General features: G+C 34.2%; 20 protein-coding genes and 1 pseudogene. 13 read left to right on the top strand and 8 right to left on the bottom strand.

From position 1 onward, the window contains the following. Nucleotides 1-14: 14 nt before the first annotated feature. The 3 genes from BC952_RS07865 to gyrA all read right to left on the bottom strand — a co-directional run bounded on the left by BC952_RS07865 (nt 15) and on the right by gyrA (nt 5390). A complete protein-coding gene (locus BC952_RS07865) occupies nt 15-1079 on the bottom strand; it encodes a tetratricopeptide repeat protein (protein ID WP_121365082.1) in 1065 nt (354 codons plus the stop codon). A gap of 354 nt (nt 1080-1433) precedes the next feature. Then, nucleotides 1434-2702: a tetratricopeptide repeat protein gene (locus tag BC952_RS07860; RefSeq protein ID WP_121365081.1), complete on the bottom strand. Its 1269-nt coding sequence runs from the start codon at nt 2700-2702 to the stop codon at nt 1434-1436. A gap of 45 nt (nt 2703-2747) precedes the next feature. Continuing rightward, nucleotides 2748-5390, bottom strand: coding sequence for a DNA gyrase subunit A (gene gyrA / locus BC952_RS07855; RefSeq protein WP_121365080.1), 2643 nt, complete (start codon nt 5388-5390; stop codon nt 2748-2750). A gap of 256 nt (nt 5391-5646) precedes the next feature. On the opposite strand from gyrA, the gene BC952_RS07850 reads away from it, so the two are divergent. From BC952_RS07850 to BC952_RS07825, 7 genes and pseudogenes are all read left to right on the top strand, one after another. Next, a complete protein-coding gene (locus BC952_RS07850) occupies nt 5647-8193 on the top strand; it encodes an ATP-dependent Clp protease ATP-binding subunit (RefSeq protein ID WP_121365079.1) in 2547 nt (848 codons plus the stop codon). 137 nt (nt 8194-8330) lie between these two features. Next, nucleotides 8331-9713 (top strand): 30S ribosomal protein S6--L-glutamate ligase, encoded by a 1383-nt coding sequence (gene rimK, locus BC952_RS07845; RefSeq protein ID WP_121365078.1) that lies wholly within the window; start codon nt 8331-8333, stop codon nt 9711-9713. 85 nt (nt 9714-9798) lie between these two features. Next, complete coding sequence (locus tag BC952_RS07840; RefSeq protein WP_113635623.1) at nt 9799-10314, top strand: DUF421 domain-containing protein; 516 nt, start codon at nt 9799-9801, stop codon at nt 10312-10314. Nucleotides 10315-10370: 56 nt separating this feature from the next. Beyond that, nucleotides 10371-11258, top strand: coding sequence for a pirin family protein (locus tag BC952_RS07835; RefSeq protein ID WP_121365077.1), 888 nt, complete (start codon nt 10371-10373; stop codon nt 11256-11258). Continuing rightward, nucleotides 11258-11446 carry an OsmC family protein gene (locus BC952_RS15025; protein WP_244200121.1) on the top strand — a complete coding sequence of 63 codons (189 nt, stop codon included), beginning with the start codon at nt 11258-11260 and terminating at the stop codon, nt 11444-11446. The genes BC952_RS07835 and BC952_RS15025 overlap by 1 nt, the downstream gene beginning before the upstream one ends. 12 nt (nt 11447-11458) lie before the next feature. Next, nucleotides 11459-11650: pseudogene (locus tag BC952_RS15020) on the top strand (OsmC family protein); the annotation flags it as partial. Nucleotides 11651-11656: 6 nt separating this feature from the next. Then, nucleotides 11657-11938: a GNAT family N-acetyltransferase gene (locus BC952_RS07825; protein WP_121365076.1), complete on the top strand. Its 282-nt coding sequence runs from the start codon at nt 11657-11659 to the stop codon at nt 11936-11938. A 70-nt stretch (nt 11939-12008) separates the two neighbouring features. Here the strand turns inward: BC952_RS07825 and BC952_RS07820 are convergent, their stop codons facing one another. Genes BC952_RS07820 through hutH form a run of 3 tightly spaced genes read right to left on the bottom strand, consistent with a single transcriptional unit; the run spans nt 12009 to nt 15533 of the window. Then, a complete protein-coding gene (locus BC952_RS07820) occupies nt 12009-13292 on the bottom strand; it encodes an inorganic phosphate transporter (RefSeq protein ID WP_121365075.1) in 1284 nt (427 codons plus the stop codon). Nucleotides 13293-13323: 31 nt separating this feature from the next. Beyond that, nucleotides 13324-13968 (bottom strand): DUF47 domain-containing protein, encoded by a 645-nt coding sequence (locus BC952_RS07815; RefSeq protein WP_091170799.1) that lies wholly within the window; start codon nt 13966-13968, stop codon nt 13324-13326. A gap of 50 nt (nt 13969-14018) precedes the next feature. Beyond that, entirely contained in the window at nt 14019-15533 is a 1515-nt protein-coding gene (gene hutH / locus BC952_RS07810) for a histidine ammonia-lyase (protein ID WP_121365074.1), read from the bottom strand. A 722-nt stretch (nt 15534-16255) separates the two neighbouring features. On the opposite strand from hutH, the gene thrA reads away from it, so the two are divergent. The 4 genes from thrA (at nt 16256) to BC952_RS07790 (ending at nt 22979) form a co-directional block, all read left to right on the top strand. Further along, nucleotides 16256-18703 (top strand): bifunctional aspartate kinase/homoserine dehydrogenase I, encoded by a 2448-nt coding sequence (gene thrA, locus BC952_RS07805; RefSeq protein WP_121365527.1) that lies wholly within the window; start codon nt 16256-16258, stop codon nt 18701-18703. Nucleotides 18704-18777: 74 nt separating this feature from the next. After that, nucleotides 18778-19698 (top strand): homoserine kinase, encoded by a 921-nt coding sequence (locus BC952_RS07800; RefSeq protein ID WP_121365073.1) that lies wholly within the window; start codon nt 18778-18780, stop codon nt 19696-19698. A gap of 117 nt (nt 19699-19815) precedes the next feature. Then, a complete protein-coding gene (thrC, locus tag BC952_RS07795) occupies nt 19816-21105 on the top strand; it encodes a threonine synthase (protein WP_121365072.1) in 1290 nt (429 codons plus the stop codon). Nucleotides 21106-21569: 464 nt separating this feature from the next. Then, on the top strand, nt 21570-22979 hold the full coding sequence (locus BC952_RS07790) for a hypothetical protein (RefSeq protein ID WP_121365071.1): 1410 nt from the start codon (nt 21570-21572) through the stop codon (nt 22977-22979). Nucleotides 22980-23084: 105 nt separating this feature from the next. On the opposite strand, the gene BC952_RS07785 is transcribed toward BC952_RS07790, so the two are convergent. Further along, nucleotides 23085-23993 carry an SH3 domain-containing protein gene (locus BC952_RS07785; RefSeq protein WP_121365070.1) on the bottom strand — a complete coding sequence of 303 codons (909 nt, stop codon included), beginning with the start codon at nt 23991-23993 and terminating at the stop codon, nt 23085-23087. A 372-nt stretch (nt 23994-24365) separates the two neighbouring features. Next, on the bottom strand, nt 24366-24905 hold the full coding sequence (locus tag BC952_RS07780; protein ID WP_091170831.1) for a lipid-binding SYLF domain-containing protein: 540 nt from the start codon (nt 24903-24905) through the stop codon (nt 24366-24368). Between the two features lie 233 nt (nt 24906-25138). Between BC952_RS07780 and BC952_RS07775 the strand changes: the two genes are divergently transcribed. Both BC952_RS07775 and BC952_RS07770 read left to right on the top strand, forming a co-directional pair. Then, nucleotides 25139-25657 (top strand): GNAT family N-acetyltransferase, encoded by a 519-nt coding sequence (locus BC952_RS07775; protein ID WP_121365069.1) that lies wholly within the window; start codon nt 25139-25141, stop codon nt 25655-25657. 140 nt (nt 25658-25797) lie between these two features. Further along, nucleotides 25798-26301, top strand: a complete 504-nt coding sequence (locus tag BC952_RS07770) for an SRPBCC family protein (protein ID WP_091170838.1) — start codon at nt 25798-25800, stop codon at nt 26299-26301. The last annotated feature ends 115 nt before the right edge of the window (nt 26302-26416 follow it).

The raw sequence follows: 26416 nt of genomic DNA, 5'->3' as shown, positions 1-26416 counted from the left end.
TTAATATCTCCAAATTATATGCGTGCTTTTAAAGCATTATACTCAGCAGTCATATCCAGTGCTCTATATAAATTTAATAGTAATTTAGAAATATCTTGATCCTTAGGGATTTCTGCATTACCTTTTTCTAGATAAGAAATAGCCTTTTTAATTAAATTATCTTTTTTAATTATCAACTCATCATAAATTTTCATATCACTAGCTGATGTACCTAGATTACTCATCTGATCCATTATCGCTTTTTTCTCATCAATTTTCAGATAGGCCAAGTTTAAATAGGAATCAGGATTTTTGGGGTCAATCTCTAATATTTTACTATTAAACTTCTCTGACTTATCTAAATCTCCTTTTTCAAGATACATATAAGCCATATTTGTGTATATCTCAACTTTCTTAGATGGAGATTTTTGCATTCTTGGCTTTATATGAGTTCCTGCTTTTACACTCAAATCTCTTGATGCTCCAGAACTAAACAATTCTTCTTCATTAGTTTGCTTATTAACAGCATAATAATCTAAACCCTTCCCTGAGTATTTGAGAACATCTAATTCTTCATAAAGCTTTAAAGCTTGATTATAATCTTTCGCATCTCTGTAATAAGATGCTGCATAATATAAATTTATAGTATCTCTTTTATTAGTCAAATAAATAGTATGCATTTTACTTGCCCCTTCTGAAAATCTTTTCGCCTTAGCATCAGCAATAGCACTATTTAGTAGATCTTCTTTTATTTTTTTTATAGACTCTAATGCAGTAACTGAATATTTAAATTTACCCGATGCCTTTTCAGCTGCAATCAACTCTTGATAAGCTGTAACTGTTAGAGCAACATTTTTAGTTGGTTCAATATTTTTTTCTACTAAACCAGTCAAAACTTTAGCTTTTAAGTTATAAAATTCAGACTGATCAGATGCTTCTGCATTAAAAATTAAATACTCAGCACTATTCAATATGCCTATCGCCTGCTGAAATTTACCACTATTAAACTCTGTTTCAGCTGCTTTTATTTGATTTTTTTGAGCAAAAGAAGCTATTGAAAAAAATAAAAAATAGATAATCGTTAAGTAGTTCTTTTTCATATTAATATAGTTTTTGGTTTTAAGGTTAGAATATTGGTTCTTTATTAAGAGTATTAATGTCTAAAAGCTCTATTTTATATTAAAAATTAAATATTTTACATTTCTAAAAATATAATTTAATTTCTATTTTACAAAAAAAATAGTAACAATTATTTAATTTAACAGTATCAGATATATAAAATACTAATTACCAATGTTTTAAAAAATCGTATTATTACATTGTGTTAATTATTATTCTTACTAAATAATAAAAAAGTTATAATTCAAAAAATAAAAAACCCTCCCAAAGTAAAAACTTTTGAAAGGGTGAATCAATATTTTAATTTAACAGTTATGTTACTTTTGAAAACTATATTATAACTTTGCTTTTAAAGCTTTATATTCTGCTGTCATTTCTAAAGCACTATAAACTCCTAATAGTGTTTTAGAAACATCCACGTTTTTAGGATCTAGTTCAACTGCTTTTTCAAGATAAGGAATTGTTGCTTTAAAGAGTTCTTCTCTTTTCTTTTTCAATTCATCATAACGCTTCATGTCTTTAGCAGAAGTCCCCAATTTATTCATTTCATCAATAATTACTTTTTCATTCTCTAACTTCATTGCAGCAAGATTGATGTAAGCATTTGTATATTTTGGGTTAATTTCAATAACTTTTTTGTAATATTTTTCAGCATCTGCTACATTCTTAGCATTTGCACTTATTACTCCCAAGTTAAAAATCAAATCAGCATCATTTGGATTTTTTTGTAATACTTCAGCGATTAGCTTTTTGTACATTTCAAAATCCTTTGTTTCTAAATAAAGATTAGCCTCGGTCAAAGTCAAAGAAGTGTCTTCAGGATTTGCCATTCTAGCTTCAGCAATTGCTTTTTTTGCCTCTTCAGTTTTTCCTTTTTCAACTAAAATCAAAGCCATGTTTTTGTAGATTTCTCCTCTTTTTGAAGGAACAACCTCAGTTCTTGGTTTTTCGTGAGTTCCTAATTTAACCATTTTGTCTCTTTCTTGAAGTGTATTAAAAAAGTCTTCCTGACTAGTTAATTTGTTCACTGCAAAATAACTAGTTCCTTTTCCAGAATAGTTCAACGTTTTCAAATTATCATACAATTCAAGCGCTTTGTCATATTCTTTTGCATTTACATAAGTAGACGCTGCATAATATAAATTTATGGTGTCTTTTTTATCTAACAAATAAGCATCATATAATTTTTTAGCACTATCAGAGTGTTTATCAATTTTTGAATCTGCAATTGCACCGTTTATCAATTTGAATTTAATATCTGTAATTGAAGCTGCTGCCTGAGTTGAGAATTTAGATTTTCCAGAAGCTTTCTCAGCACCAATTAAATCTTGATATGCTTTTGCAGCAAGAGAAAGATTCGTATCAGTATCAACATTTTTATTTGCCAAATCCAATAAAGCATTTCCTTTTACAAAGAAAAACTGTGCTTTCTCAGCATCTGTTGCATTAGTTATTAAAGACTCCGCTTCCATCAAAATGGTCACTGCTTCTTGAGATTTACCACCTTTCAACGCTTTTTCAGCCGCTTTTATTTGATCTTTTTGAGCAAAAGTAGCTACTGATATCAATAATACTGATGCTAGTAATACATATTTACTTTTCATAATATTCTATGTTTGTTTAATAATTATTCTTGTTCTCTTTTTTATTTATGCTTCATCATCAGAATCATCCTCTTCAGTGTCCTCGTCAATTTCATCCTCTTCAGAATCGTCTTCATCCTCTTCCGTACCTTCGTCCTCAAGAACTTCTAAGACTGGCTTCACTCTTTCAATAGCTTCCGTTTCGATAACATTTCCATCTTCGTCAACAACTACTTCTGCTACATCGTCTTTCATTACTTTGGTAACTGCTGCAATTGAATCTTTACCTTTCAGATTTATCAATTTAACCCCTTGGGTAGCACGTCCCATTACACGTAAATCTTCAATAGCCATTCTGATTGTTAATCCAGATTTATTAATAATCATTAAATCATCAGCATCAGTAACTGCATTTATCGAAATAAGTTTTCCGGTTTTTTCTGTTATATTAAGTGTTTTTACACCCTTTCCTCCACGATTAGTAATTCTATAAACATCTTCACCATCTTCATCAACTAATTTGGTACGTTTACCATATCCATTTTCAGTTACTACTAAAATTTGTGAATCATTAATATTTTCCTTATCAACAGTAACCATGCCAATTACTTCATCACTATCATCCTTAAGTGTAATTCCACGAACTCCGGAAGCTGTTCTTCCCATCGGACGGGTTTTAGTTTCTTCAAAACGAACTAGTTTTCCAGATTTTACGGCCAAAATAATTTGACTTTCCCCATTAGTTAATTTCGCTTCCAATAATTCATCGCCTTCCTTAATAGTGATTGCAGCAACTCCATTTACTCTAGGTTTAGAATATTTCTCTAAAGATGTTTTCTTAACCTGACCTTTTTTAGTTACCATAATAAGGTTATGGCTTTTTATGTAATCTTGATCTTTTAAATCTTGCGTACAGATAAATGCTTTTACTTTATCATCACTTTCAATATTTACCAAGTTTTGAATTGCTCTTCCTTTGGCTGTTTTACTTCCCTCTGGTATTTCATAAACACGCATCCAGAAACATTTTCCTTTTTGGGTAAAGAACATCATATATTGATGATTCGTTGCCACAAACATGTGCTCTAAGAAATCTTGATCTCTTGTTCCTGCACTTTTTTGTCCAACTCCACCTCTATTCTGAGTTTTGTATTCCGTAAGATTAGTACGTTTGATATAACCAGCATGTGAAATAGTAATTACTACATTTTCATCGGCAATCAAATCTTCGATACTTACATCACCACCAGAATATTCAATTTGAGAACGACGCTCATCACCGTATTTATCACGAATTTCAGTCAATTCTTCCTTAATTAAAGCAATTCTCAAGTTTACATCCGCTAATAAAGCTTTCAAATGCTCTATTAACTTCATGATTTCGTCGTATTCTGTTCTTAACTTATCTTGTTCAAGACCTGTTAATTGACGCAAACGCATTTCTACAATAGCACGAGATTGAATATCTGATAATTTGAATCTTTCGATTAATTTTTCTCTTGCCTCTTCAGTACTTTTCGAAGCTTTTATTAAAGCAATTACTTCATCAATATTATCCGAAGCAATGATCAAACCTTCTAATATATGTGCTCTTGCTTCCGCTTTTTTCAATTCAAATTGCGTTCTGCGAGTCACTACATCGTGACGGTGTTCGATAAAATAATGAATCAAATCTTTCAGATTCAACATTTGCGGACGCCCTTTTACGATGGCAATATTATTTACACTAAACGAAGATTGTAATTGTGTAAATTTATAAAGTGTATTCAAAACTACGTTTGGCGTAGCATCACGTTTTAAAATATAAACGATACGCATCCCGTTTCTATCCGATTCATCACGAATATTCGCAATTCCATCAATTTTTTTGTCATTTACTAAATCAGCTGTACGCTTGATCATGTCAGCTTTATTGACTTGATACGGAATTTCGGTAACAATGATGCACTCACGACCATCAACTTCTTCAAAACCAACTTTGGCACGCATCACAATACGCCCTCTACCTGTTTTGAATGCTTCACGAACGCCTTCATATCCATATATTATTCCACCAGTAGGAAAATCCGGGGCTTTAATATGCGTCATCAACTCGTCAACCTCAATATCATTATTATCCATGAAAGCTAACGTACCGTTGATTACCTCAGTTAAATTGTGAGGTGGCATATTAGTCGCCATACCTACTGCAATTCCCGTTGCCCCATTTATTAATAAGGTAGGAACACGCGTTGGCATAACAGTTGGCTCTTCTAACGTATCATCAAAATTTAATTTAAAATCAACCGTTTCTTTATCTATATCTGCCAATATTTCTTCCGAAATCTTACGCATTCTAGCCTCTGTATAACGCATTGCTGCAGGACTATCGCCATCCACAGAACCAAAGTTACCCTGACCATCTATTAATAAATAACGCATACTCCATTCCTGAGCCATACGAACCATGGCATCATAAACTGAGGTGTCACCGTGAGGGTGATATTTACCAAGAACTTCCCCAACAATTCTTGCGGACTTTTTGTGGGCTGATCTAGAGTTAACTCCTAAATCATGCATTCCAAATAGTACTCTTCGATGTACTGGTTTCAAGCCATCTCTAACATCTGGAAGCGCTCTTGATACAATTACTGACATCGAATAATCAATGTAAGCCGTTTTCATTTCATCTTCAATGTTAATAGGAATTAACTTTTCTCCTTCAGACATAAGTTGTTATATTAAATAATTATATTAGTTTCAAAACGTGCCAATATACGCTTTTTTGAAATTTTAAAACCAATTTTAAAACACTTATTTCAATGATTTATTAACAAATTAAACTTAGTTTTTCGTTAATAATTTAAGGTAAATTTAACTTTAATATTATGATTATTTTTGTCTCTTAGCTGACACGACTTCTTATAGGAATGGTTTTTGTTTTTCTATCACTAATTCACTAAATTTACGATATCAAATATATATTATGGATGATAATTTTTCACCAAGAGTAAAAGACGTTATTACTTACAGCAAGGAAGAAGCTTTGCGATTAGGGCATGACTTTATAGGAACAGAACACTTAATGTTGGGTATTTTAAGAGACGGAAATGGTAAAGCAATTCAAATATTGAATAATCTGGATGTTGATTTAGACCACTTACGTAGAAAAGTGGAAATCCTAAGCCCTGCCAGTCCAAGCTTAGAAGTAAATATCGAAAAGAAAAACCTACACTTGACAAGACAAGCAGAAAGAGCCTTGAAAACTACTTTCCTGGAAGCTAAAGTATTTCAAAGTTCTTCCATCAGTACTGCACATCTATTGTTGTGCATATTAAGAAACGAAAACGATCCAACAACCAAGCTATTGAATAAACTTAAAATTGATTACGACGTAGCCAAAGAACAATATCTAAACATGACTCCAAACGAAGAAGATTTTATAGAAAACTTGCCACGAAACGAATCGTATAATGACGATTCAGGACAAGATGACAGTCTCAAAGAAGGAACTTTTAACAATCCAGCCAATAAATCAAATAAAAAATCTAAAACACCAGTTTTAGATAATTTTGGTAGAGATTTAACAGAAATGGCCGAAGAAGGAAAACTAGACCCTGTTGTAGGACGCGAGAAAGAAATTGAACGCGTTTCTCAAATTTTGAGCCGTAGAAAAAAGAACAATCCATTACTTATTGGAGAACCTGGAGTGGGAAAATCAGCTATTGCCGAAGGTTTAGCGTTACGAATTATTCAGAAGAAAGTATCTCGTACTTTATTCAATAAACGTGTCGTAACTTTGGATTTGGCGAGTCTGGTTGCCGGTACAAAATACCGCGGACAATTTGAAGAACGCATGAAGGCAGTTATGAACGAATTAGAAAAAAATGATGATATCATTCTTTTCATAGACGAAATTCACACTATTGTTGGTGCCGGTGGCGCAACAGGTTCTCTTGATGCTTCTAATATGTTTAAACCAGCATTAGCTCGTGGAGAGATTCAATGTATTGGTGCAACTACATTAGACGAATACAGACAATACATAGAAAAAGATGGTGCATTAGAAAGACGTTTTCAAAAAATAATTGTGGAACCTACATCAGTTTCCGAAACAATTACAATTTTGAATAATATCAAAAACAAATACGAAGACCATCATAATGTTACCTATTCACAAGAAGCAATTGAGGCTTGTGTAAAATTAACGGATAGATATATGTCTGAACGTTTCTTGCCGGACAAAGCTATTGATGCGTTAGACGAAGCAGGTTCAAGAGTTCACATTACCAATATTGAAGTTCCTAAACAAATTTTAGATCTCGAACGTCAACTAGAGGATGTACGGGAATTGAAAAATGTTGTAGTGAAAAAACAAAAATACGAAGAGGCTGCCAAACTTCGTGATGACGAAAAGCGTATTGAAAAAGACTTAGCTATCGCCCAAGAACAATGGGAAGAAGACGCTAAAAATAACCGAATTGAAGTTACCGAGGATAATGTTGCTGATGTTGTTTCTATGATGAGCGGAATTCCTGTTAATCGTATTGCGCAAACAGAAAGCAACAAACTGGCTAAACTTCCAGAACTAATTGAAGGAAAAGTTATTGGACAAAAAGAAGCGGTAATGAAAATTGCTCGTTCTATCCAAAGAAATCGTGCCGGATTAAAAGATCCGAATCGTCCAATTGGTTCTTTTATATTCTTAGGACAAACTGGTGTTGGTAAAACCCAATTGGCTAAAGTTTTGGCTAAAGAATTATTCGATTCTGAAGATGCATTGATTCGTATTGACATGAGTGAGTACATGGAGAAATTTGCGATTTCTCGTTTAGTTGGAGCTCCTCCGGGATATGTAGGATATGAAGAAGGTGGTCAATTAACAGAAAAAGTTCGTAGAAAACCATATTGTGTTGTTTTATTGGATGAGATTGAAAAAGCGCATCCTGATGTTTTCAATATGCTATTGCAAGTTTTGGATGACGGTTATTTGACAGACAGTTTAGGTCGAAAAATTGATTTCAAAAACACTATAATTATCATGACTTCAAATGTTGGAGCCAGACAATTAAAAGATTTTGGACAAGGTGTTGGTTTTGGAACTGCTGCCAAAGTAGCTCAAGCTGACGATAATTCGAAAAGCATCATTGAAAACGCATTGAAAAAAACTTTTGCTCCTGAATTCTTAAATAGAATTGATGATGTAATTGTTTTCAATGCTTTAGAAAAACATGATATCGATTTGATTATCGAAATCGAATTGAAAAAATTATTTGCACGTGTTGCTGAATTAGGCTACCAATTGAATCTTTCTGATAAAGCAAAAGCTTTTATTGCAGAGAAAGGTTTCGATAGACAATTTGGCGCAAGACCACTAAAAAGAGCCATTCAGAAATATGTTGAAGATGCGCTTGCCGAAGAAATCATCACTTCGAAAATTAGTTCTGGAGATGAGATTTTCATGGATATTGAAGATGGCGCTCAAGAATTAACTGTGCAAGTTCATAAGGCAGGAGAACCAACAAACCTATAATTATTAAGCAATTATCGTGTAATAAACCCGTTACGTTTTTATAACATAACGGGTTTATTCTTTACAGCAAATACCCTTTTTTTAAAAACAAATATTTACATTTGAGTTTTAAAAAAAAGATTTAATAAAATTAATTTATGTCAGATAACAAAGTTATTCTAGGTAGTGAAGAATGGTGTTCTTTTCCAGAATTAGGAATTCCTACTATTAAAGCCCGAGTGGATTCGGGTGCAAAAACATCTGCTCTACATGCTATAAACATTGCTCCATTCATTAAAAATGAAAGCAATTGGGTAAAATTTGACATTAACCCGATTCAAAATAATTTAAAAACGGTAATTCATTGTGAAGCGCCTTTAATTGATAAACGAATTGTTAAAAGTTCCAGTGGTTTTAGAGAACAACGCTATGTAATTCAAACAAATCTACAAATTGGAAGTTCTCAGTGGCCAATAGAAATGACATTGACCAATCGAGATTCTATGGGTTTCAGAATGCTTTTAGGTCGTGAAGCTATGAGTGGAAGAGTTCTAGTTGATCCCGAACAAAAATATCTTTTGGGGCAACCTACAACTGACACATTAAAAGAATTATATAAAAATTCGGAAAAAGCGAGTTCTGGTTTACGAATCGGACTTTTAGCCAGTAATCCTGAATTATACAGCAACAAGCGTATCATGGAAGCTGGTGAAATGCGTGGTCACGAAATGCACTTCCTGAACATCAAGGAATGCTACATGAAACTGGATGCAAAAACACCAGAAATTCATTATCGTGGCGGAAAAATACTAAATCAATTTGACGCCATCATACCTAGAATAAGGCCTAGCATCACTTTTTACGGATGCGCATTGACACGACAATTTGAAGCCTTAAAAGTGTATTGTTTGAATTCATCGAATGCCATTACACAATCACGCGATAAATTGTATTCATTGCAATTGTTATTAAACCACGGTGTAGAAATTCCTACGACTGGTTTCGCTAATTCTCCTTTAGATACTGATGACTTGATAAAAATGGTTGGAGGTTCTCCTTTAATCGTAAAATTACTCGAAGGAACCCAGGGAAAAGGAGTCGTATTAGCTGAAACGAAAAAGGCAGCAGAAAGTGTAATAAATGCTTTCAAAAGCTTAAATGCCAATATATTAGTTCAAGAATTTATCAAAGAAGCTAACGGAAAAGACATTCGTTGTTTTGTAATTGATGGAAAAGTTGTTGCCGCTATTCAGCGTGAAGCAATGCCAGGCGAATTTAGAGCCAACATCCATCTTGGAGGTACTGCATCAGTTATAAAAGTAACCGCAGAGGAAAAACGTATTGCCATAAAAGCTACGAAAGCTATGGATTTGAAAGTAGCAGGTGTTGACATCATTCGTTCTTCTAAAGGGCCATTATTGCTTGAAGTAAATTCATCACCAGGATTAGAAGGAATTGAAGGAGCTACCAATAAAGATATTGCCGGCGAAATGATCAAAGCAATTGAAAAAAACTTCAAACAAAAAACAGATTTAAAATAGCATTATGCTAACCTTTAATTTGTAAAAAACTTACCGAAGTTTTGGTTATTGTTGAATTTAAAAACAAAATAGTAAACCTAAAAAAATGAACGAGTACTTTGCTATAATTCTTCGCAGTAGTGCCGTTTATTTTTTTATGGTTATCGCTTTGCGACTTTTTGGCAAGAAAGAATTGTCTCAACTGAACACTGCTGATGTAATATTAATTCTGCTCATCAGCAACTCCGTTCAAAATGCAATGGTAGGAAATGATACCAGTTTATGGGGAGGCTTAGCGGCGGCTTCAGTCCTTTTTACTATTAATTTTATTTTAAAAAAATTAATGTTTAAATATCCTAAATTTAGCGATTTCATGCAAGAAAAACCAGAAATCCTGATACACGATGGAAATCTTGATTTTAAAACTTTAAGCAAATTAAATATCACATCTGATGAATTGAAAGAAGCCATGCGCGAACATGGAATCGAATATTTTAAAGATGTAAAACTCGCAATGTTAGAAATTGATGGAAATATCAGCATCATTTCGGGCAATCAAAATTTAAAACAAACCTATCACAAGCGCAAACACATCCACAAAAGTTTAAGCGGGATAAACTAAAGGAAATAGTGATCTCAGATCAATTTTCGTTATTTTTAGATTTAAAAACACTTAATATGTCGAATATAAAACTAATAATAGAAGAGCGCCCGAGTAATATTGGCAACTTTATGGTTGGGCGATTGCTTCCCTTTCGAGAAAAAAGAATGGTTGGGCCATTTGCCTTTATTGATCACATGGGACCTTCTTGCATGAGCGAATACGAAAATTTAGATGTTCCGCCGCATCCGCACATTGGGCTTTCCACGTTGACATATCTGTTTGAAGGAAGCATTATGCACCGAGATAGTTTGGGAACGGAAATGGAAATTAAACCCGGACAAATCAATTGGATGACTGCAGGAAAAGGAATCGTCCACTCAGAACGAACTCCGGAGTATTTGCGAAGTTCTGATAAAATGTTGCACGGACTTCAAATTTGGGTGGCATTACCAAAAGAGCTGGAAGAAATGGAACCTTCGTTTTTTCACGTTCCTGAAAACCAAATTCCAGAATGGGAAATAGACAACATCGCTTGTAAACTGATTGCGGGAGAAATACTTAGCAAAAAATCTCCTGTCCCTGTTTACAGTCCGCTTTACCTCTTAGAATTAAAAAGCACCACGCCACAAACGGTAATAATTGGCGAACATTTATATGGCGAAAGCGCTTTGTATATTTTAGAAGGCAGCATCGAAAGTGAAGGAAATGTTTTTGGTCCAAAGCAAATTCTGATTGCCAAAGACAGTAAACTCTGTACTTTTGACATGGCAGCAAACACCACAATTTATATTTTTGGAGGAGAACCCTTTCCAGAAGAACGAATTATCTATTGGAATTTTGTCGCTTCAACCAAAGAATTGATTGAACAAGCCAAAGAAAAATGGTTGTTACAAACGTTTGATAAAGTTCCTGGCGAAACTGAATTTGTTCCACTTCCGGAGCAAAATAAAAAATATAAATAATGGGTAAGATAACAGCAAGCATTGGTACTGAACTTTACAAAACGGAAATAGAATCCGAAACAAATTTGATCATTTCTGATGAACCTGAAAGTAGCGGAGGAAAAGATTTAGGCTTTGAGCCAAAAGAACTACTGGCTTCTTCCCTAGCCGCTTGCACGTATATTACTTTGCGCATGTATGCCAACTGAAAAGGATGGAATTTAACCGATGTAAAAGTTGAAGTCACTTTTGATACTGATTCAGTGGAAAACAAATTCAAAATAATTCACAACATTCAATTAGTCGGAGCTTTAGACACTTATCAAAAAGCCCGATTAGTAAACATTGCAGATAAATGTCCGATACACAAAATTTTAACCAATCCTATCGAAATAACAACCGCAATAAACTAGAAAGCTATGACAATTGAACATTTCAACGAAACAAAAAAAGGTCATTTTAAAGCAATTGCTAATGAAATTGAAGCCGGAAGAATGACCTACACTTGGGCAGGAACTGATAAATTTATTATTGACCATACCGAAGTAAACCCTGATTTTGCCGGACAAAGCGTGGGCAAAAAAATGGTCTTGGAAGCCGTACAATATGCAAGAGAAAACAATCTTAAAATTTTACCTTTATGTCCTTTTGCGAAAAGCGTATTTGATAAAACTAAAGAAACACAAGATTTATTGTTTTAAATAAATAGAAATTTTGGAGCATAAAAAAAACCATTCTTACAATGGTTTTTTTATGATTTTGATTTTAGCATTAAATAAAAATACTAAAGAAATAGTAAATGATTGCTGCTAATATTGCTGAAATTGGAATGGTTAAAACCCAAGCCCATAATAAACTTACGGTCATTCCCCATCGTACGGCTGAAACTCTTTTAGTAAGTCCAACTCCAATGATAGATCCAGTAATTGTATGCGTTGTACTTACAGGCACTTTAAAATGCTCTGTAAAATATAATGTCAATGCTCCAGCAGTTTCTGCGGCAACACCTTCAAAAGAAGTCACTTTCGTGATTTTTGATCCCATTGTTTTTACGATTTTCCATCCTCCGCTTAAGGTTCCAGCTGCAATAGCAGAATAACATGCTAAAGGAATCCAAGCCGGCATTTTGAATGCACCTTCATCATTAGGTAACACTACATCTAACCAAGCCGGTAAAGATTCTTGAGCTACACCACTAGTGTTAATATAAACTGCAACAGCTGCTGCAATAATACCCATAACTTTTTGAGAGTCGTTTCCACCGTGTCCTAAACTAAAGGCTGCAGAAGATAATAATTGCATTTTTTTCAACCATGCCGTAGCTTGATTTAAATTTAAACTACTAAATATCAAACAGAATGTGCTTATGGAAAGAACAATGAATGCTACCAAAAACCATTTAATATTGTGTGCTTCAAAAGCAACACTCCAAAAATGGGAGTCAAAACGTGGTTTTTCAATTTGATCGTAATAAATCATTTGGCTTTCTACAAACCAAACAGTCAATACCATCAAAGAAGCAGTAAAAATCTTTGGATAAATACTCTTTTTAGAGGCATTAAGAAGCCATATCGACATCAAGTAAGATATCAAAGCTCCTAACAATGGTGCCAATATAATAAAAGCAACAATGATTAAAACCCCTGAAGGCATTCCACCATCTTTTCCTGCTTTATACCAAGAAACTACGCCAAAACCTGCATGAGCAATTGCTGCTCCGGCAAAACCACCAATTAAGGTATGAGAGGAACTGGAAGGAATTCCTTGCCACCAAGTAAATAAATTCCAAATAATTGCAGCGATTACACCTGCAAGGATTACAACTAAATTAATATCCATTGTGTTAGCCGTTTTTGCAACAGTATCTGCCACACCAAAACCAAAAACCCAATAGGCCAAAAAGTTAAAAAACGCTGCCCAAACTACTGCTTGAAAAGGACTTAATACTTTTGTGGCAACAACGGTTGCTATAGCATTGGCTGCATCATGAAAACCATTAATGTAATCAAAAATTAAGGCTAGAACTATAATAACTATAAGCAGAGTAAATTCCATAAATTATAATTTCAGAATGAAATGGATTAAATTAAGAGTGTTTTACAGAAATTGATTCTAAAACACTGGCCACACTTTTACATTTATCCGTTGCAGTTTCTAAAACTGACAATACTTCTTTGTATTTGATAATGTTTTTGGCATCCGTTTCATTTTCAAATAAATCAAGAACTGCTTTATCATAAACATTATCTGATTTATTTTCTAACTTATTAATTCGAAGACAAGCATCTGTGATGTTCTTCATTTTTTTCAAATCTCTCAATTCTCTTACCGCAACATCAATGTTCTGGCAAGCTTCAAGATTAATTTCGGTCAGTTTTCTGATAGATTTTGTAATTTTATCCACTTGATACAATCTCATTCTACTCGCAGCACCATGAAGATTACCGGCAACATTATCTATTGACGTTATTAATGAGTAAATATCTTCTCTATCAAACGGAGTAATAAAATTTCTACTCAATTCAAGATTAGTCTGACGAGCTATATCCTCCCCTTTTTGTTCTAAGACATCAATTTTTTGAAAAAGAGCCTCACGTTCCTTTAAAGGAAGATTTACAGCTTCGTGCAAATTTGTTGCAATATCAATTAAGTTGCTTGATGCTTCTTCAAAAAGTGGAAAGAACTTTTTGTCTTTAGGAACCAAAAATTGGAAAAAATTATTTATGTTCATTTTATTTTAAATTTAGAAGTGCAAAATTAGTTCATTATTTTACGCTAATGTTAAGCTATTGTTAACAAATCGTCTTCGATTTGAAAACTGTTTAAAAAAGAAACTGTCTTTTCAATATCATAATGCAAAATTCGGTCCTCTTTAATCAAAGGAACTTCTTTTCGATACGCATTTAAAAACATTTCAATAAAATCACTGGACTGCAATGGTCGTCTGTATTCAATGGCTTGAGAAGCATTCATTAATTCGATTGCTAAAATTCGTTCCAAATTATCCAAAACACGTAATGCTTTCGTAGCGGCATTTGCGCCCATACTTACATGATCTTCCTGCCCGTTACTGGAAACAATACTATCAACGCTGGCGGGAGTTGCCAGTTGTTTATTTTGGCTGGCAATACTAGCAGCTGTGTATTGTGGAATCATCAAACCAGAATTCAATCCTGGATTATCTACTAAAAATGCCGGAAGATTTCTTGTTCCTGAAATCAATTGATAGGTTCTTCGCTCCGAAATACTTCCCAATTCAGCTAAAGCAATGGCCATAAAATCTAAGGCTAAAGCCAAAGGTTGTCCGTGAAAATTCCCTCCGGAAATGATTTGGTCACTTTCAATAAAAATATTAGGATTATCTGTAACTGAATTGATTTCAGTCTTAAACACTTTTTTGACATAATCAATCGCATCTTTTGAGGCGCCATGTACTTGTGGCATACATCGGAACGAATACGGATCCTGAACGTGGTTTTTTGGCTGTTCGATAATTTCACTACCTTCCAAAAATCCTTTTATGCGGTTGGCTGTTACAATTTGTCCTTTGTGAGGTCGTATAAAATGGATCAATTCATTGAAAGGTTCAATTCTTCCATCAAAACCTTCAAGTGAAATTGTTCCTATCAAATCAGCCAAATAAGAAAATTTGCTGACTTTCATCAAAATATGCGCTCCATAAGCACTCATAAACTGCGTTCCGTTCAACAAAGCCAATCCTTCTTTTGACTGCAAAACAATCGGTTCCCAATCAAAATGTTTCAAAATTTCGCTGGAATGCACTTTTTTCCCTTCAAAATACACCTCGCCTTCTCCTAATAAAGGTAATGATAAATGTGCCAAAGGTGCTAAATCTCCCGAAGCTCCCAGTGAACCTTGCGTGTAAATTACCGGCAGAATGTCATTATTATAAAATGCAATCAAACGTTCCACTGTTTGCAATTGAATTCCGGAATGTCCATAACTGAGTGACTGGATTTTAAGCAACAACATCAGTTTCACAATTTCGATTGGTACTTCCTCTCCCGTACCGCAAGAATGCGATTTCACTAAATTTTCCTGAAGTTTTGATAGATTCTCGTTGGATATTTTTACATTACAAAGTGATCCGAAACCTGTATTTATACCATAAATAGGATCCGAATGCGAAGCCATTTTTTTGTCTAAATAATCACGACATTTTTGAATATTTATTTTCGCCTCATCAGACAAAGCCAATGATTTATTATGAGAAACAATTTCCTCCAGTATTTCCAGACTAAGTAATTCAGTACTAATATAATGCGTATTATCCATTTTGATAGTGTTTAAAAGGTAAAATTGAATAAATCTTTATAATTACACAACATTTATTGCTAATAATTTAAACTTACTCGTTAAACAAAACCAAAAATTAGATTTCATGCAAATATTCTTATACGCTTACAATACTTTATTTGTAATTATCATATTTGTTCTCTTTATAAGTAAACAAATCTTTTACGTACCAAAACAAACTTATTCTACACAATTTTAATTTGATTATTAACGAATTACATCATTCATACCTGCTAAAATTATACTTCAATACTTATAATTATTTGAAAAATTTAGCGAATATTACGAATAGCTTTATTAGAGACTTGATATACCATACAATATTTCATAATCCGCAAATAGCCTCTACTATTTTCAAATATTCGTAAAAACGCTATTGAACGCTTTATTTTTTTATAAAAAACTGTACTTTTGGAATATCAAAATGGTAAACAATAAAGCTACATATCACTCTTCGATAACAACTCAAATCTGGGTTGGCACTGCTGTTACGTTTACTACAACAACTACAACTACCCCTTTGGGGTAAACATTCTACATATAATCCTATTTATTATATTTTTTTCTCAAGAAAAGAAAGTACTTGGGTATATAATAAACATTACATTTTTCAAAAAAACAGCACACATCATTACATCGCCCACATTCCATTAATCTAGAAAATGGCAATTTCCTATTACATTAAAACAAATAACTTCGTTATGAAAGTATTAAAATTTGGCGGAACTTCCGTTGCCAATGCACAAAATATAAAACTGGTTTTAGCAATCGTTAGCGATAAAGCAAGAGAAGAAAAATTAATCGTTGTGGTTTCCGCTTTTAGCAAAATTACTGATTTGCTTCAACTTGCTTCGCAAAAAGCGGCTGCCGGAGACGAAAGCTTCAAAGATATTCTTGCCGAAATCGAGAAAAAACACCTAGATGCCTTAAAAGAACTAATTCCTGTAAGCGAACAAAGCAGTCTTTTGAGCCACATCAAAAGAATCGTCAATCACCTGGAAACCTTATTGGATGGATGTTATCTTTTGGGTGAGTTATCTTCCAGAACTTCAGACACAATTTTGAGTTTTGGCGAATTACTGTCTTCGTATATCATCGCAGAAGCTTTAAAACAAAATCTAAAAAACAGCAGTTATAAAGACAGTCGTGAATTGATCAAAACCAATAATCATTTTGGAAAAGCTATCGTGAATTTTGATGTTTCCAATGAATTAATTGTAGACTTTTTTGCTTCGAATGAGAATCAGGTGGTAGTGATGCCGGGATTTATTGCTGCTTCGCTTGACGGTATCAATACTACTTTAGGTCGCGGTGGATCGGATTACACAGCCGCTATTATTGCAGGCGCTCTTGATGCAAATGACTTGGAAATCTGGACTGATGTCAACGGAATGTTTACTGCAAATCCAAAAATTGTAAAACAAGCGCAGCCTATCGCTTACATTTCCTATCAGGAAGCGATGGAGTTGTCTCATTTTGGTGCCAAAGTTTTATATCCGCCAACAATCCAACCAGTATTGAGAAAAAATATTCCAATTCTGATCAAAAATACTTTTGAACCAGCAGCTGAAGGAACGTATATTTCCAATGAGGTTTTTGCGCAATCTAATCCCGTAAAAGGAATTACACATATTGATGCAATCACATTGATTACGCTTGAAGGCTCTGGAATGATTGGTGTTTCCGGTTCTTCCAAAAGGCTTTTTGAAGTTTTATCCAACAAAAACATCAACGTAATTTTCATCACTCAAGCCTCATCAGAGCATTCTATTTGTATTGGAATTCTAAATTCTGATGCTGATGTGGCGGAAGAGGCCATCAACAAAGCTTTTGAAGTGGAAATTTCACAAAATAAAATAGAACCTTGTATTGTTGAAAAAAACTTATGCATTATTGCTTTGGTAGGCGAAAATATGAAAAATCATCAAGGTTTGAGCGGTAGAATGTTCAGCACTTTAGGTAAAAACAACGTCAACATCCGAGCGATTGCACAAGGTGCTTCCGAAAGAAATATTTCGGCAGTAATCAACGAAAGAGATGTTAAAAAAGCATTAAACACTTTACACGAAAACTTCTTTGAAGAAAATACCAAACAGTTGAACTTATATGTGATGGGCGTTGGAAATGTGGGAGAGAAATTCATCGAGCAAATTCACCAACAAAAGAAATTCCTAAAAGAAAATCTAAAAATAAACCTGCGCGTTATTGCATTGTCCAATTCCAGAAAAATGTACTTTGATGAAGATGGAATCGCTTTAAAAGAATGGCAGTTCTTATTAGAAACTGGAGAGCCAGCTGACAAAGAAAAGTTTATTTCTAATGTAAAAGAACTCAATTTACGCAACAGTATTTTTGTGGATATCACTGCAAATGAAAGCATCTCTAAAACCTACGAACAGTATTTGAAACGCAATATTGCCGTAGTAACTTGTAATAAAATTGCTTGTGCTTCTGAGTACGACAATTACAAAAAACTAAAAAAATTATCCAGACAGTTCAATGCACCTTTCCTATTTGAAACTAATGTGGGTGCGGGATTACCAATTATTGATACCGTAAAAAACCTAATTGCCTCAGGTGATAAAGTGAATAAAATTCAAGCGGTTTTATCCGGAAGTTTGAACTTTATCTTCAATAATTTTGACGAAAAAAATACTTTTCATGATGTCGTAAAAGAAGCAGGAGTACAAGGATTTACAGAACCGGATCCTAAGATTGATTTAAGCGGAATTGACGTTGCCAGAAAGATATTAATCTTGATTCGTGAAAGTGGCTATAAAATGGAAATTGACGAAATTACAAACGAATCGTTTATGCCTGCAGAGTGTTTGAATACGACTTCAAATGAAGCATTTTTCGAATCTTTACAGACACATGCCGCTCATTTTGAAACTATTTATAAAGAAGCGTTAAGCAAAGAATCTCGTTTGAAATACGTAGCGCAATTCGAAAACGGAAAAGCAAATGTTGGTTTAAGATTCATTCCTAAAGATCATCCTTTTTACAATTTGGAAGGAAAAGACAATATCGTATTATTCTTCACAGATCGTTATGTAGACCAACCTCTATTAATAAAAGGTGCCGGTGCCGGAGCTGCGGTTACCGCTTCAGGAATATTTGCTGATGTAATTAGAATTGGAAACGTATAAAAATAGTTTAAAGTTTTAAGTTCTACAACTGGAAACAACTTTAAACCTGAAACTTCAAACCTGAAACAAAAAAAATGAACGAAATAAAAATATTTTGCCCCGCCACAATCGCTAATCTTTCCTGCGGATTTGATGTACTTGGACTGTGTTTAGAAACTGCTGGTGACGAAATGATTATTCGGAAATCAGATGTGAAAGGGATTCGCATCACTAAAATTGTGGGTGCCGACTTGCCTTTGGAAACCGAAAAAAATGTGGCTGGAGTATCAGCTTTGGCGATGTTGGAAGCCATTGAAACGGAATTTGGATTCGAAATCGAAATCTACAAACACATCAAAGCCGGAAGCGGAATTGGAAGCAGTGCCGCAAGTTCAGCGGGAGCTGTTTTTGGAATCAATGAATTACTCGGACGACCATTTACACGAAAAGAATTGGTTTTATTTGCTATGCAAGGCGAAAAATTAGCCAGTGGAAACGCTCATGCCGATAACGTTGCTCCTGCCCTTTTGGGTGGATTTACGTTGGTGAGAAGTTCGAATCCTTTGGACATTATCAAAATAGAAAGTCCATCTGAATTGTATGCTACGGTGGTTCATCCTCAAATTGAGTTGAAAACTTCGGATGCACGTTCGGTGTTGAAGCAAACAGTTTCCTTGAAAAGTGCGATTACGCAATGGGGAAATGTGGCCGGACTAATTGCCGGATTGTATACCAAAGATTATGACTTAATCGGGCGTTCATTACATGATGAAATTGTGGAACCGTTGCGAAGTGTTTTGATTCCCGGATTTGATTTAATCAAGCAAACGGCTTTAGAAAACGGGGCTTTAGGTTCCGGGATTTCGGGCTCAGGTCCTTCTATTTTTGCCTTAAGCAAAGGAAAGGAAACCGCTGATAAAATTGCAAAAGCCATGAGCGTCGTGTACGACGAAATGAATTTACCCTATGAAATTCACGTTTCAAAAGTGAATGATGAAGGGATGAAAATTATTTAAGAATTATGATTAATGATTTTTGACCCGAGCGTCAGCGAACTGGCGTAGCATTTCTAATGTAACTTCTGTTGCGGAAATCTTAAATCAAAAATCGTTAATCTTTAATCAAAAATCATAATGAAATATTACAGTTTAAACCATAACGCACCCAAAGTTTCTTTTAAAGAAGCCGTAATACAGGGATTAGCTACTGATAAAGGTTTGTATTTTCCGGAAACCATAACGCCTTTACCTCCTGCTTTTTTTGACAACATCGAAAATTTAAACAACGAAGAAATTGCTTTTGAGGCGATTCAACAATTTGTGGGAGACAAAATTCCAGCAGACACTTTAAAACAAATCATTGCCGAAACGTTATGTTTTGATTTTCCTGTCGTGGAAGTCGAAAAGGACATTTATTCCCTTGAATTGTTTCATGGCCCAACGATGGCTTTCAAGGACGTAGGCGCGCGATTCATGTCGCGTTGTTTGGGTTACTTTAATAAAGATAACGCCAATAGTAAAAACACGGTTTTGGTAGCGACTTCCGGCGATACTGGCGGTGCTGTAGCCAGCGGTTTCCTTGGTGTAAAAGGCGTGGAAGTGATAATCCTATATCCATCCGGAAAAGTGAGCGATATTCAGGAACGACAATTGACCACTTTAGGTCAGAATATTAAAGCGCTTGAAGTAGACGGCGTTTTTGATGATTGTCAGGATATGGTCAAAAAAGCGTTCTTGGACGAAAGTTTAAAACATAAAAACCTGACTTCGGCGAATTCGATAAATATTGCGCGTTGGTTGCCACAAATGTTTTATTTCTTCTTTGCGTACAAAGCATTAAAGAAACAAAACAAACTGTTAGTTTTCTCTTGCCCGAGTGGGAATTTTGGAAATATTTGCGCGGGTATCATTGCCAAAAAGATGGGATTGCCAATCGAACATTTTGTAGCTTCCACAAATGTGAATGATACAGTTCCACGGTTTTTAGAAAACGGAATTTATGACCCAAAACCTTCCAAAGCGACAATTTCGAATGCGATGGATGTGGGAAATCCAAGTAATTTTATCCGAATTCAGGAAATGTACCACAATGATTTAGAGCAATTCAAAAAAGATTTTTCTTCGTTTACGTTCTCTGATGCAGAAACGATTGAAGCCATGAAAACCATTTACAATACCGATGGCTACATTGCTGAACCTCACGGAGCAGTTGGATATCTGGGTTTGAAAAAAGAATTGCAAAACCATACAAATGCGATTGGTATTTTCTTGGAAACTGCCCACCCAATAAAGTTTTTGGATACGGTTGAACCAACATTAAACGTAAAACTGCCGATTCCAACACAAATTGAAAGCGTATTAGGAAAGGAAAAAGTAAGAGTAAAAATTAAAACGTATGAGGATTTGAAAGCGTATTTAGCATAAAAATTAACTGCATTTTTTAATATACAAACCGACTGAGAAGTGATTTTTAGTCGGTTTTTTGTGAGTAATTAGTCTATTTATAAAGTAGTTCTAAACTTGTATTTTGGAACAAAAAAACAATTCTACGCATTTTAGACTTCCATTTTAAATATATAATTATGAGTATTTTACAGAGAAGCAAAACAATAAATTCTATCACAAAAAAATAAAATTCCATATCTGAAAATATAGCTTGAATATGATTTAAATTATACCTAGTTTTGCAAAAAAATTGAGTTATCTCTATTCAGGTCTTTTGCGAGTGAAAAAACAAACCTGAACCCCATTAAAAAAACAACTAAGTATTTAAGAAACTGTTTGAATCTTAACTAAAATCAACAGATTAAAAAATACTTCAAAAAAACTACCTGATAAAGTAGCTTCCCATATCAACATAATTTATTAAAAGAAGGAGAAAAAAGTTTATGACGGATCATAGCATGAATGCTGTTAGTTTTGAAATTGAATTGTTAGATAAGCACAAAGATTACAGGAATCAATATAAGTCAAATGATTTGTATTGGGGCGTAGGAATCGAGAATGAATGTTATTTAGAGTTTGAAAACCATCGTGTGGTAGACAAAGATTTTTTGCTGACTAAAGGACTTCATGAAAAGTATAGTGTCAATCATTTTAAGAATTACAAAGAAAACATATATCAGAATTCATTACTAAAAATATTATCCGATAAAGAATATTATTTGCCGGTATTGATGAACTCCCATTCGTTTACAAAAACGGACATCAACAACCAGCACAAGACTTTTGACCCGATAGACAATGAGCCAAATCCTGAATATTCAGGGGAAAGTATCTTTGAAATATTACAAAAAAACAATCCTTATTTTATAGACGAGCTTCAAAAAGAATTCATTTTTGACGGTGACACAGTTGAATTTGTTACGCAAAAATTTTACAAAACAGATATTGACTCGGCCATTGCTGAACTAGCAACAATAAAACAAGGTTTCATAAACAACTTACAAAGCGCCTTTGATAAAGATAAAATCTTTACGGAATATGGCGCCATAAAAATATGTTCTAAAAACCATCCTTTTGCCATATTTATTTCAAACAACACTAACTATTCTGTTTTTAATAATATGACCTATCACTTCAATTTAACTATTCCTACTGAGTTAAATAAGGAAGGTGAAATTAAGGACAAAATAGGTTTTATAAAAAAACACCAGAGAGCCATTCGATTATTCCAATGGTTGAGTCCATTATTTATGATAAAATTCGGTTCTTCTGATTATTTATCGCATAATGACAGCAGCGTCAATTTAACAAAAGCATCACAACGATGTGCCATGTCAAGATACATTGGGGTAGGAACGTATGACACCAATGTGATGAAAACCGGAAAAATCGTCCAGATGAATTTTGACGAACATCCGATGCATGAGAATCCAATGTGGTGGGTGAACCGTTATTCTGAAATATCGGATTATGAAAAAATTGATAAAATTGGGCTTGACATCAATTTTCACAAGCACAAAAATCATGGCATTGAGTTTCGAATATTTGATTATTTCGACGAAAAATACCTGCAAGAGGTTTTAAATTTTCTCGTTTTTATTATGGATCATGCCTTATTAAACGAAATCGAAAATCCGATTTGCGATTTGGAATGGAATAATTTTGTGTACGAATCTATTATCCACGGCAAAGAAACGCAGGTACCATCAAAATTCATCAGCCTTTTAGAAAACATATTGTCTATTACGATAGAATCAAATGATCCTTTAGAAATTTACGATCAAATATTCAGCAGTTTACACGCTACCTATTATGAAAAAGGCTTTTGTAGTTCTTTACTAATTAAAAAATAAGCATGCATCACAAATGCAAGGTGTCTTTTTAGAATAACCGCTATATAATTACCCTTCTTGTTGACAGTAGCCCGCAAGAAGGGTATTTATTTATATGTTTTTTTACTACTCATGGTAATAAAAGATAGCAGCCGCATATCCTTTTTCCGGATCTTTATTGTCCCACCAATCTTTTCTGATTTCTGAGAAATAATTATAATTATCCGCTCCTGCTTGGGACTGCAACGGATAAATGACTTTGCCGTCTTTCCTGAAGGCTTTATCAGTATCCGTTTCCGGAACAACCACTACAATATGTCCTGATTTATTCAGGATAAATCTTTTGGCACAGATGATTCCTACCCCTCCAGTAGCATTTACTTTCTTTTGAAGTTCATCAACATCCTCGATTCTTTCCCAACCAAAATCACTCCCCGATTGTAAAAACCAATCATAGATATAATTGGAATAAAAAGGCCTTACCGTTTCATCAAAAACCAATGCTACTTCGTTCCCTTTCTCCAGTTGCTCGATTGCGGTATCAGTCCATCTCAATCTGGGGATATAGACCTTGGCAAAAAAACAATAATCAAAAGTATAAATATTACAGTAGGTATCCGACGCGTCTTTCTGATATCGGAAACTTTTTGAAACATCTAGCGCCTTGATGATGTTTTGAATTGACGTAAGTTTAGACTCCAGACTCGTTAAATCTCTAAACGGAATTGAAGGATCGCCAATAGGTTTGTATGTTTCCTCTTTACTGTCCAGACTTGCTTTTGTACCCGGTTCAAAATTGGGCACTTCAATATCCATATTTTTTTGATTCGTTTCATCAACAAGCTCGATATCTTTTGAAAACACAAAACCCTCTTTTTCAGTGTTTAAAAGTTTTACTTTCCACCAATCTGAGGCTGTTTTCTCAATTAATTTAACGGTATGTCTAAAAGGTATTTGTATTAAAATTTTGGAATTATCCTGCGTTGCCGGAAAATCTCTGAGATTTAATGACGGAGTAGCGACTCTATATTTCATACTAATCAGTTAATTATACATGATTCTACTGCCAAAATACTAAAAAACAACCAAGAAAGCATCACAGTAAACCATTATTTTTTAGATTTTTTTTAAACTAATTCTAGCAAACAATAGCACCAAACAGCAATAAGGAGTACTATTTAGCCTTAGGATAAAGGGAGTGTAGAAGTTAAGATTTAGAAGGAATTGAAAGTGTTTTTGGTATTGGATTTAAAGGTATATTCTAGAACACAAATCCTCTTATGGCTTGGAAATATGTATTCAAAAAATACATTTTATTCGAAACTAAGAAGAAATCATTGTAGCATTTCAATATACCTATTAAAAACCAAAACGGCTGAAAAAATTTTTCAGCCGTTTTGGTTTTTATCACAATTTATTAAACTTAAACTTTTGTCCGCCAACTGATGCCTCGTACATGAGTCCGCCTTTTTGCATGGTAAACACCATCACGCCATCCGTGTATTTTACATTTGCGGAGGCGCCCTCGGTTACCGCTACTGCGGAAGCTTGTGCGGAAAACTCGAATCGGCTTTCTTTAAACCGGTCCATTTCATTTTTTGTTTCAAAAAATATGACCTCCCGATACGCTTGTCCACCGGCCTGAAATCCTATACTCACTTGCGACAACTTGGCCATGCCCACTCTCTTGTTCTGTTCGTAGGCTACTCCGTTACCAGCCGCTCCTCCAATACCCAATCCTCCCTTGCCTACATTAGGAAAAATAACATAACCGTAGGCCTTATCAAAAAGTGCTTTCATCAGCGGGTCACTTTTAATGAACTCAGCCTTTGCAGTCTGGCTGTCCGCAATAATTTTATTCTTTTTGGCAGTCGATTGCCCATACATTGGCGCTATGCTTAATAAACAAGCCAAAACTATTACCCAAATATTATTTAAATTTTTCATAATTATACCTATTAAATTGTTTGTTTAATTTCTATATCCAAAGTTAAAAAAAATTATCATTAAAACCATATAATATTGATTATCAGTATTTTATTTATAATTAAAATTAAATCCTAACGCAAACGCTACTTGTTTCTATGACAATTTAGACCGAAACAAGAACCAGATAGAAATGCTATGGTGTATTCCTTTTTTCTACCTTTGAAAAAGACAAAAACACAAGACAAATTCGCATGATTACAAAAGCAATACTGGAGAACATTTCACAATTAAACACCTTAATCAATTCAGCCTACCGCGGGGAATCTTCTAAAAAAGGATGGACTACTGAGGCGAACATTTTGGAAGGACTCCGAACTACTGAACAAGAACTGACTGAAGTTCTTCAAGACCCTAAAAATACGATTCTAAAATTTACGGACAATAACCGCATTATAGGTTGCGTATTATTGGTAGAAAAAGAGCAGCAATTATACCTTGGCATGCTGACCGTTTCCCCGGAATTGCAAAACAGTGGCGTAGGGAAACAATTATTGCAACAGGCAGAACTTCATGCTCAAGCATTAGGATTACCAAAAATTGTTATGACTGTAATTTCCGTTCGGGAGGAATTAATTGCTTGGTACAAACGCAACGGTTATATCGATACTGGCGCAAGAGAACCCTTTCCGGCAAGTGATGTTCATATTCCAATTACGGAAGAGTCTTTGGAATTTATTGTTATGGAAAAAGTATTTATTGATTTTAAATAATTGATTTATAGTCGATTATGTTTTTTGAAATAAAATTAATTAACTTTATTAATTCATTTTCGTTCCCAACAAAAAAACAATAATAACTTCAATCTATTAGTATTCCTATTATCAATTTATAAATCTTAAATCAAAATAAGATGGCAACTACTCCCAAAACACTTGTTATAAAAGATTTAGAAGAAAAATCAATTTTGGTTTCCAGAACATTTTCTGCACCGCTAGAAAAAGTTTGGCGTGCCTATACGGAAAGTGAATTATTAGAACAATGGTGGGCACCAAAACCTTGGAAAGCTGAAACCAAAACGATGCAATTTTCGGTTGGCGGTCATTGGCTGTATGCCATGGTGGGTCCTGAAAATGAAAAACATTGGGGACGCATGGACTACACTGCCATAACACCGCATTTGAGTTTTGAAATTAAAGATAGTTTTTGTGATGAAGAAGGAAACGTAAATTCTTCGTTGCCGGTTGCTACAGGAACTATTGTTTTTACACCAACAGCATCGGGCACTTTGGTGGAATTCAAGATGTTTTATTCCAATGAAAAAGAGATTGAAACCATGATTGAAATGGGTTTTGAACAAGGTATTACCGCTTGTCTTGAGCAATTGGAAACGTTATTTCTAGAAAATAAAATATAACAATCTTCTATGAGAAGATATAGATTTCTAAGTTTCTTCGGGCGGCTCGCGTAAGGGATTGTGGCGGCATCCTTTATTTTTTTTCTTTAAAAAAATAAAGATACAGCCAAAAGCC

It is taken from the genome of Flavobacterium limicola (genome assembly GCF_003634755.1).
GTDB classification, from domain to species: domain Bacteria; phylum Bacteroidota; class Bacteroidia; order Flavobacteriales; family Flavobacteriaceae; genus Flavobacterium; species Flavobacterium limicola.
Note: the sequence above shows the minus strand (reverse complement) of the source record. Positions and strands in the feature narration are given on the sequence as shown.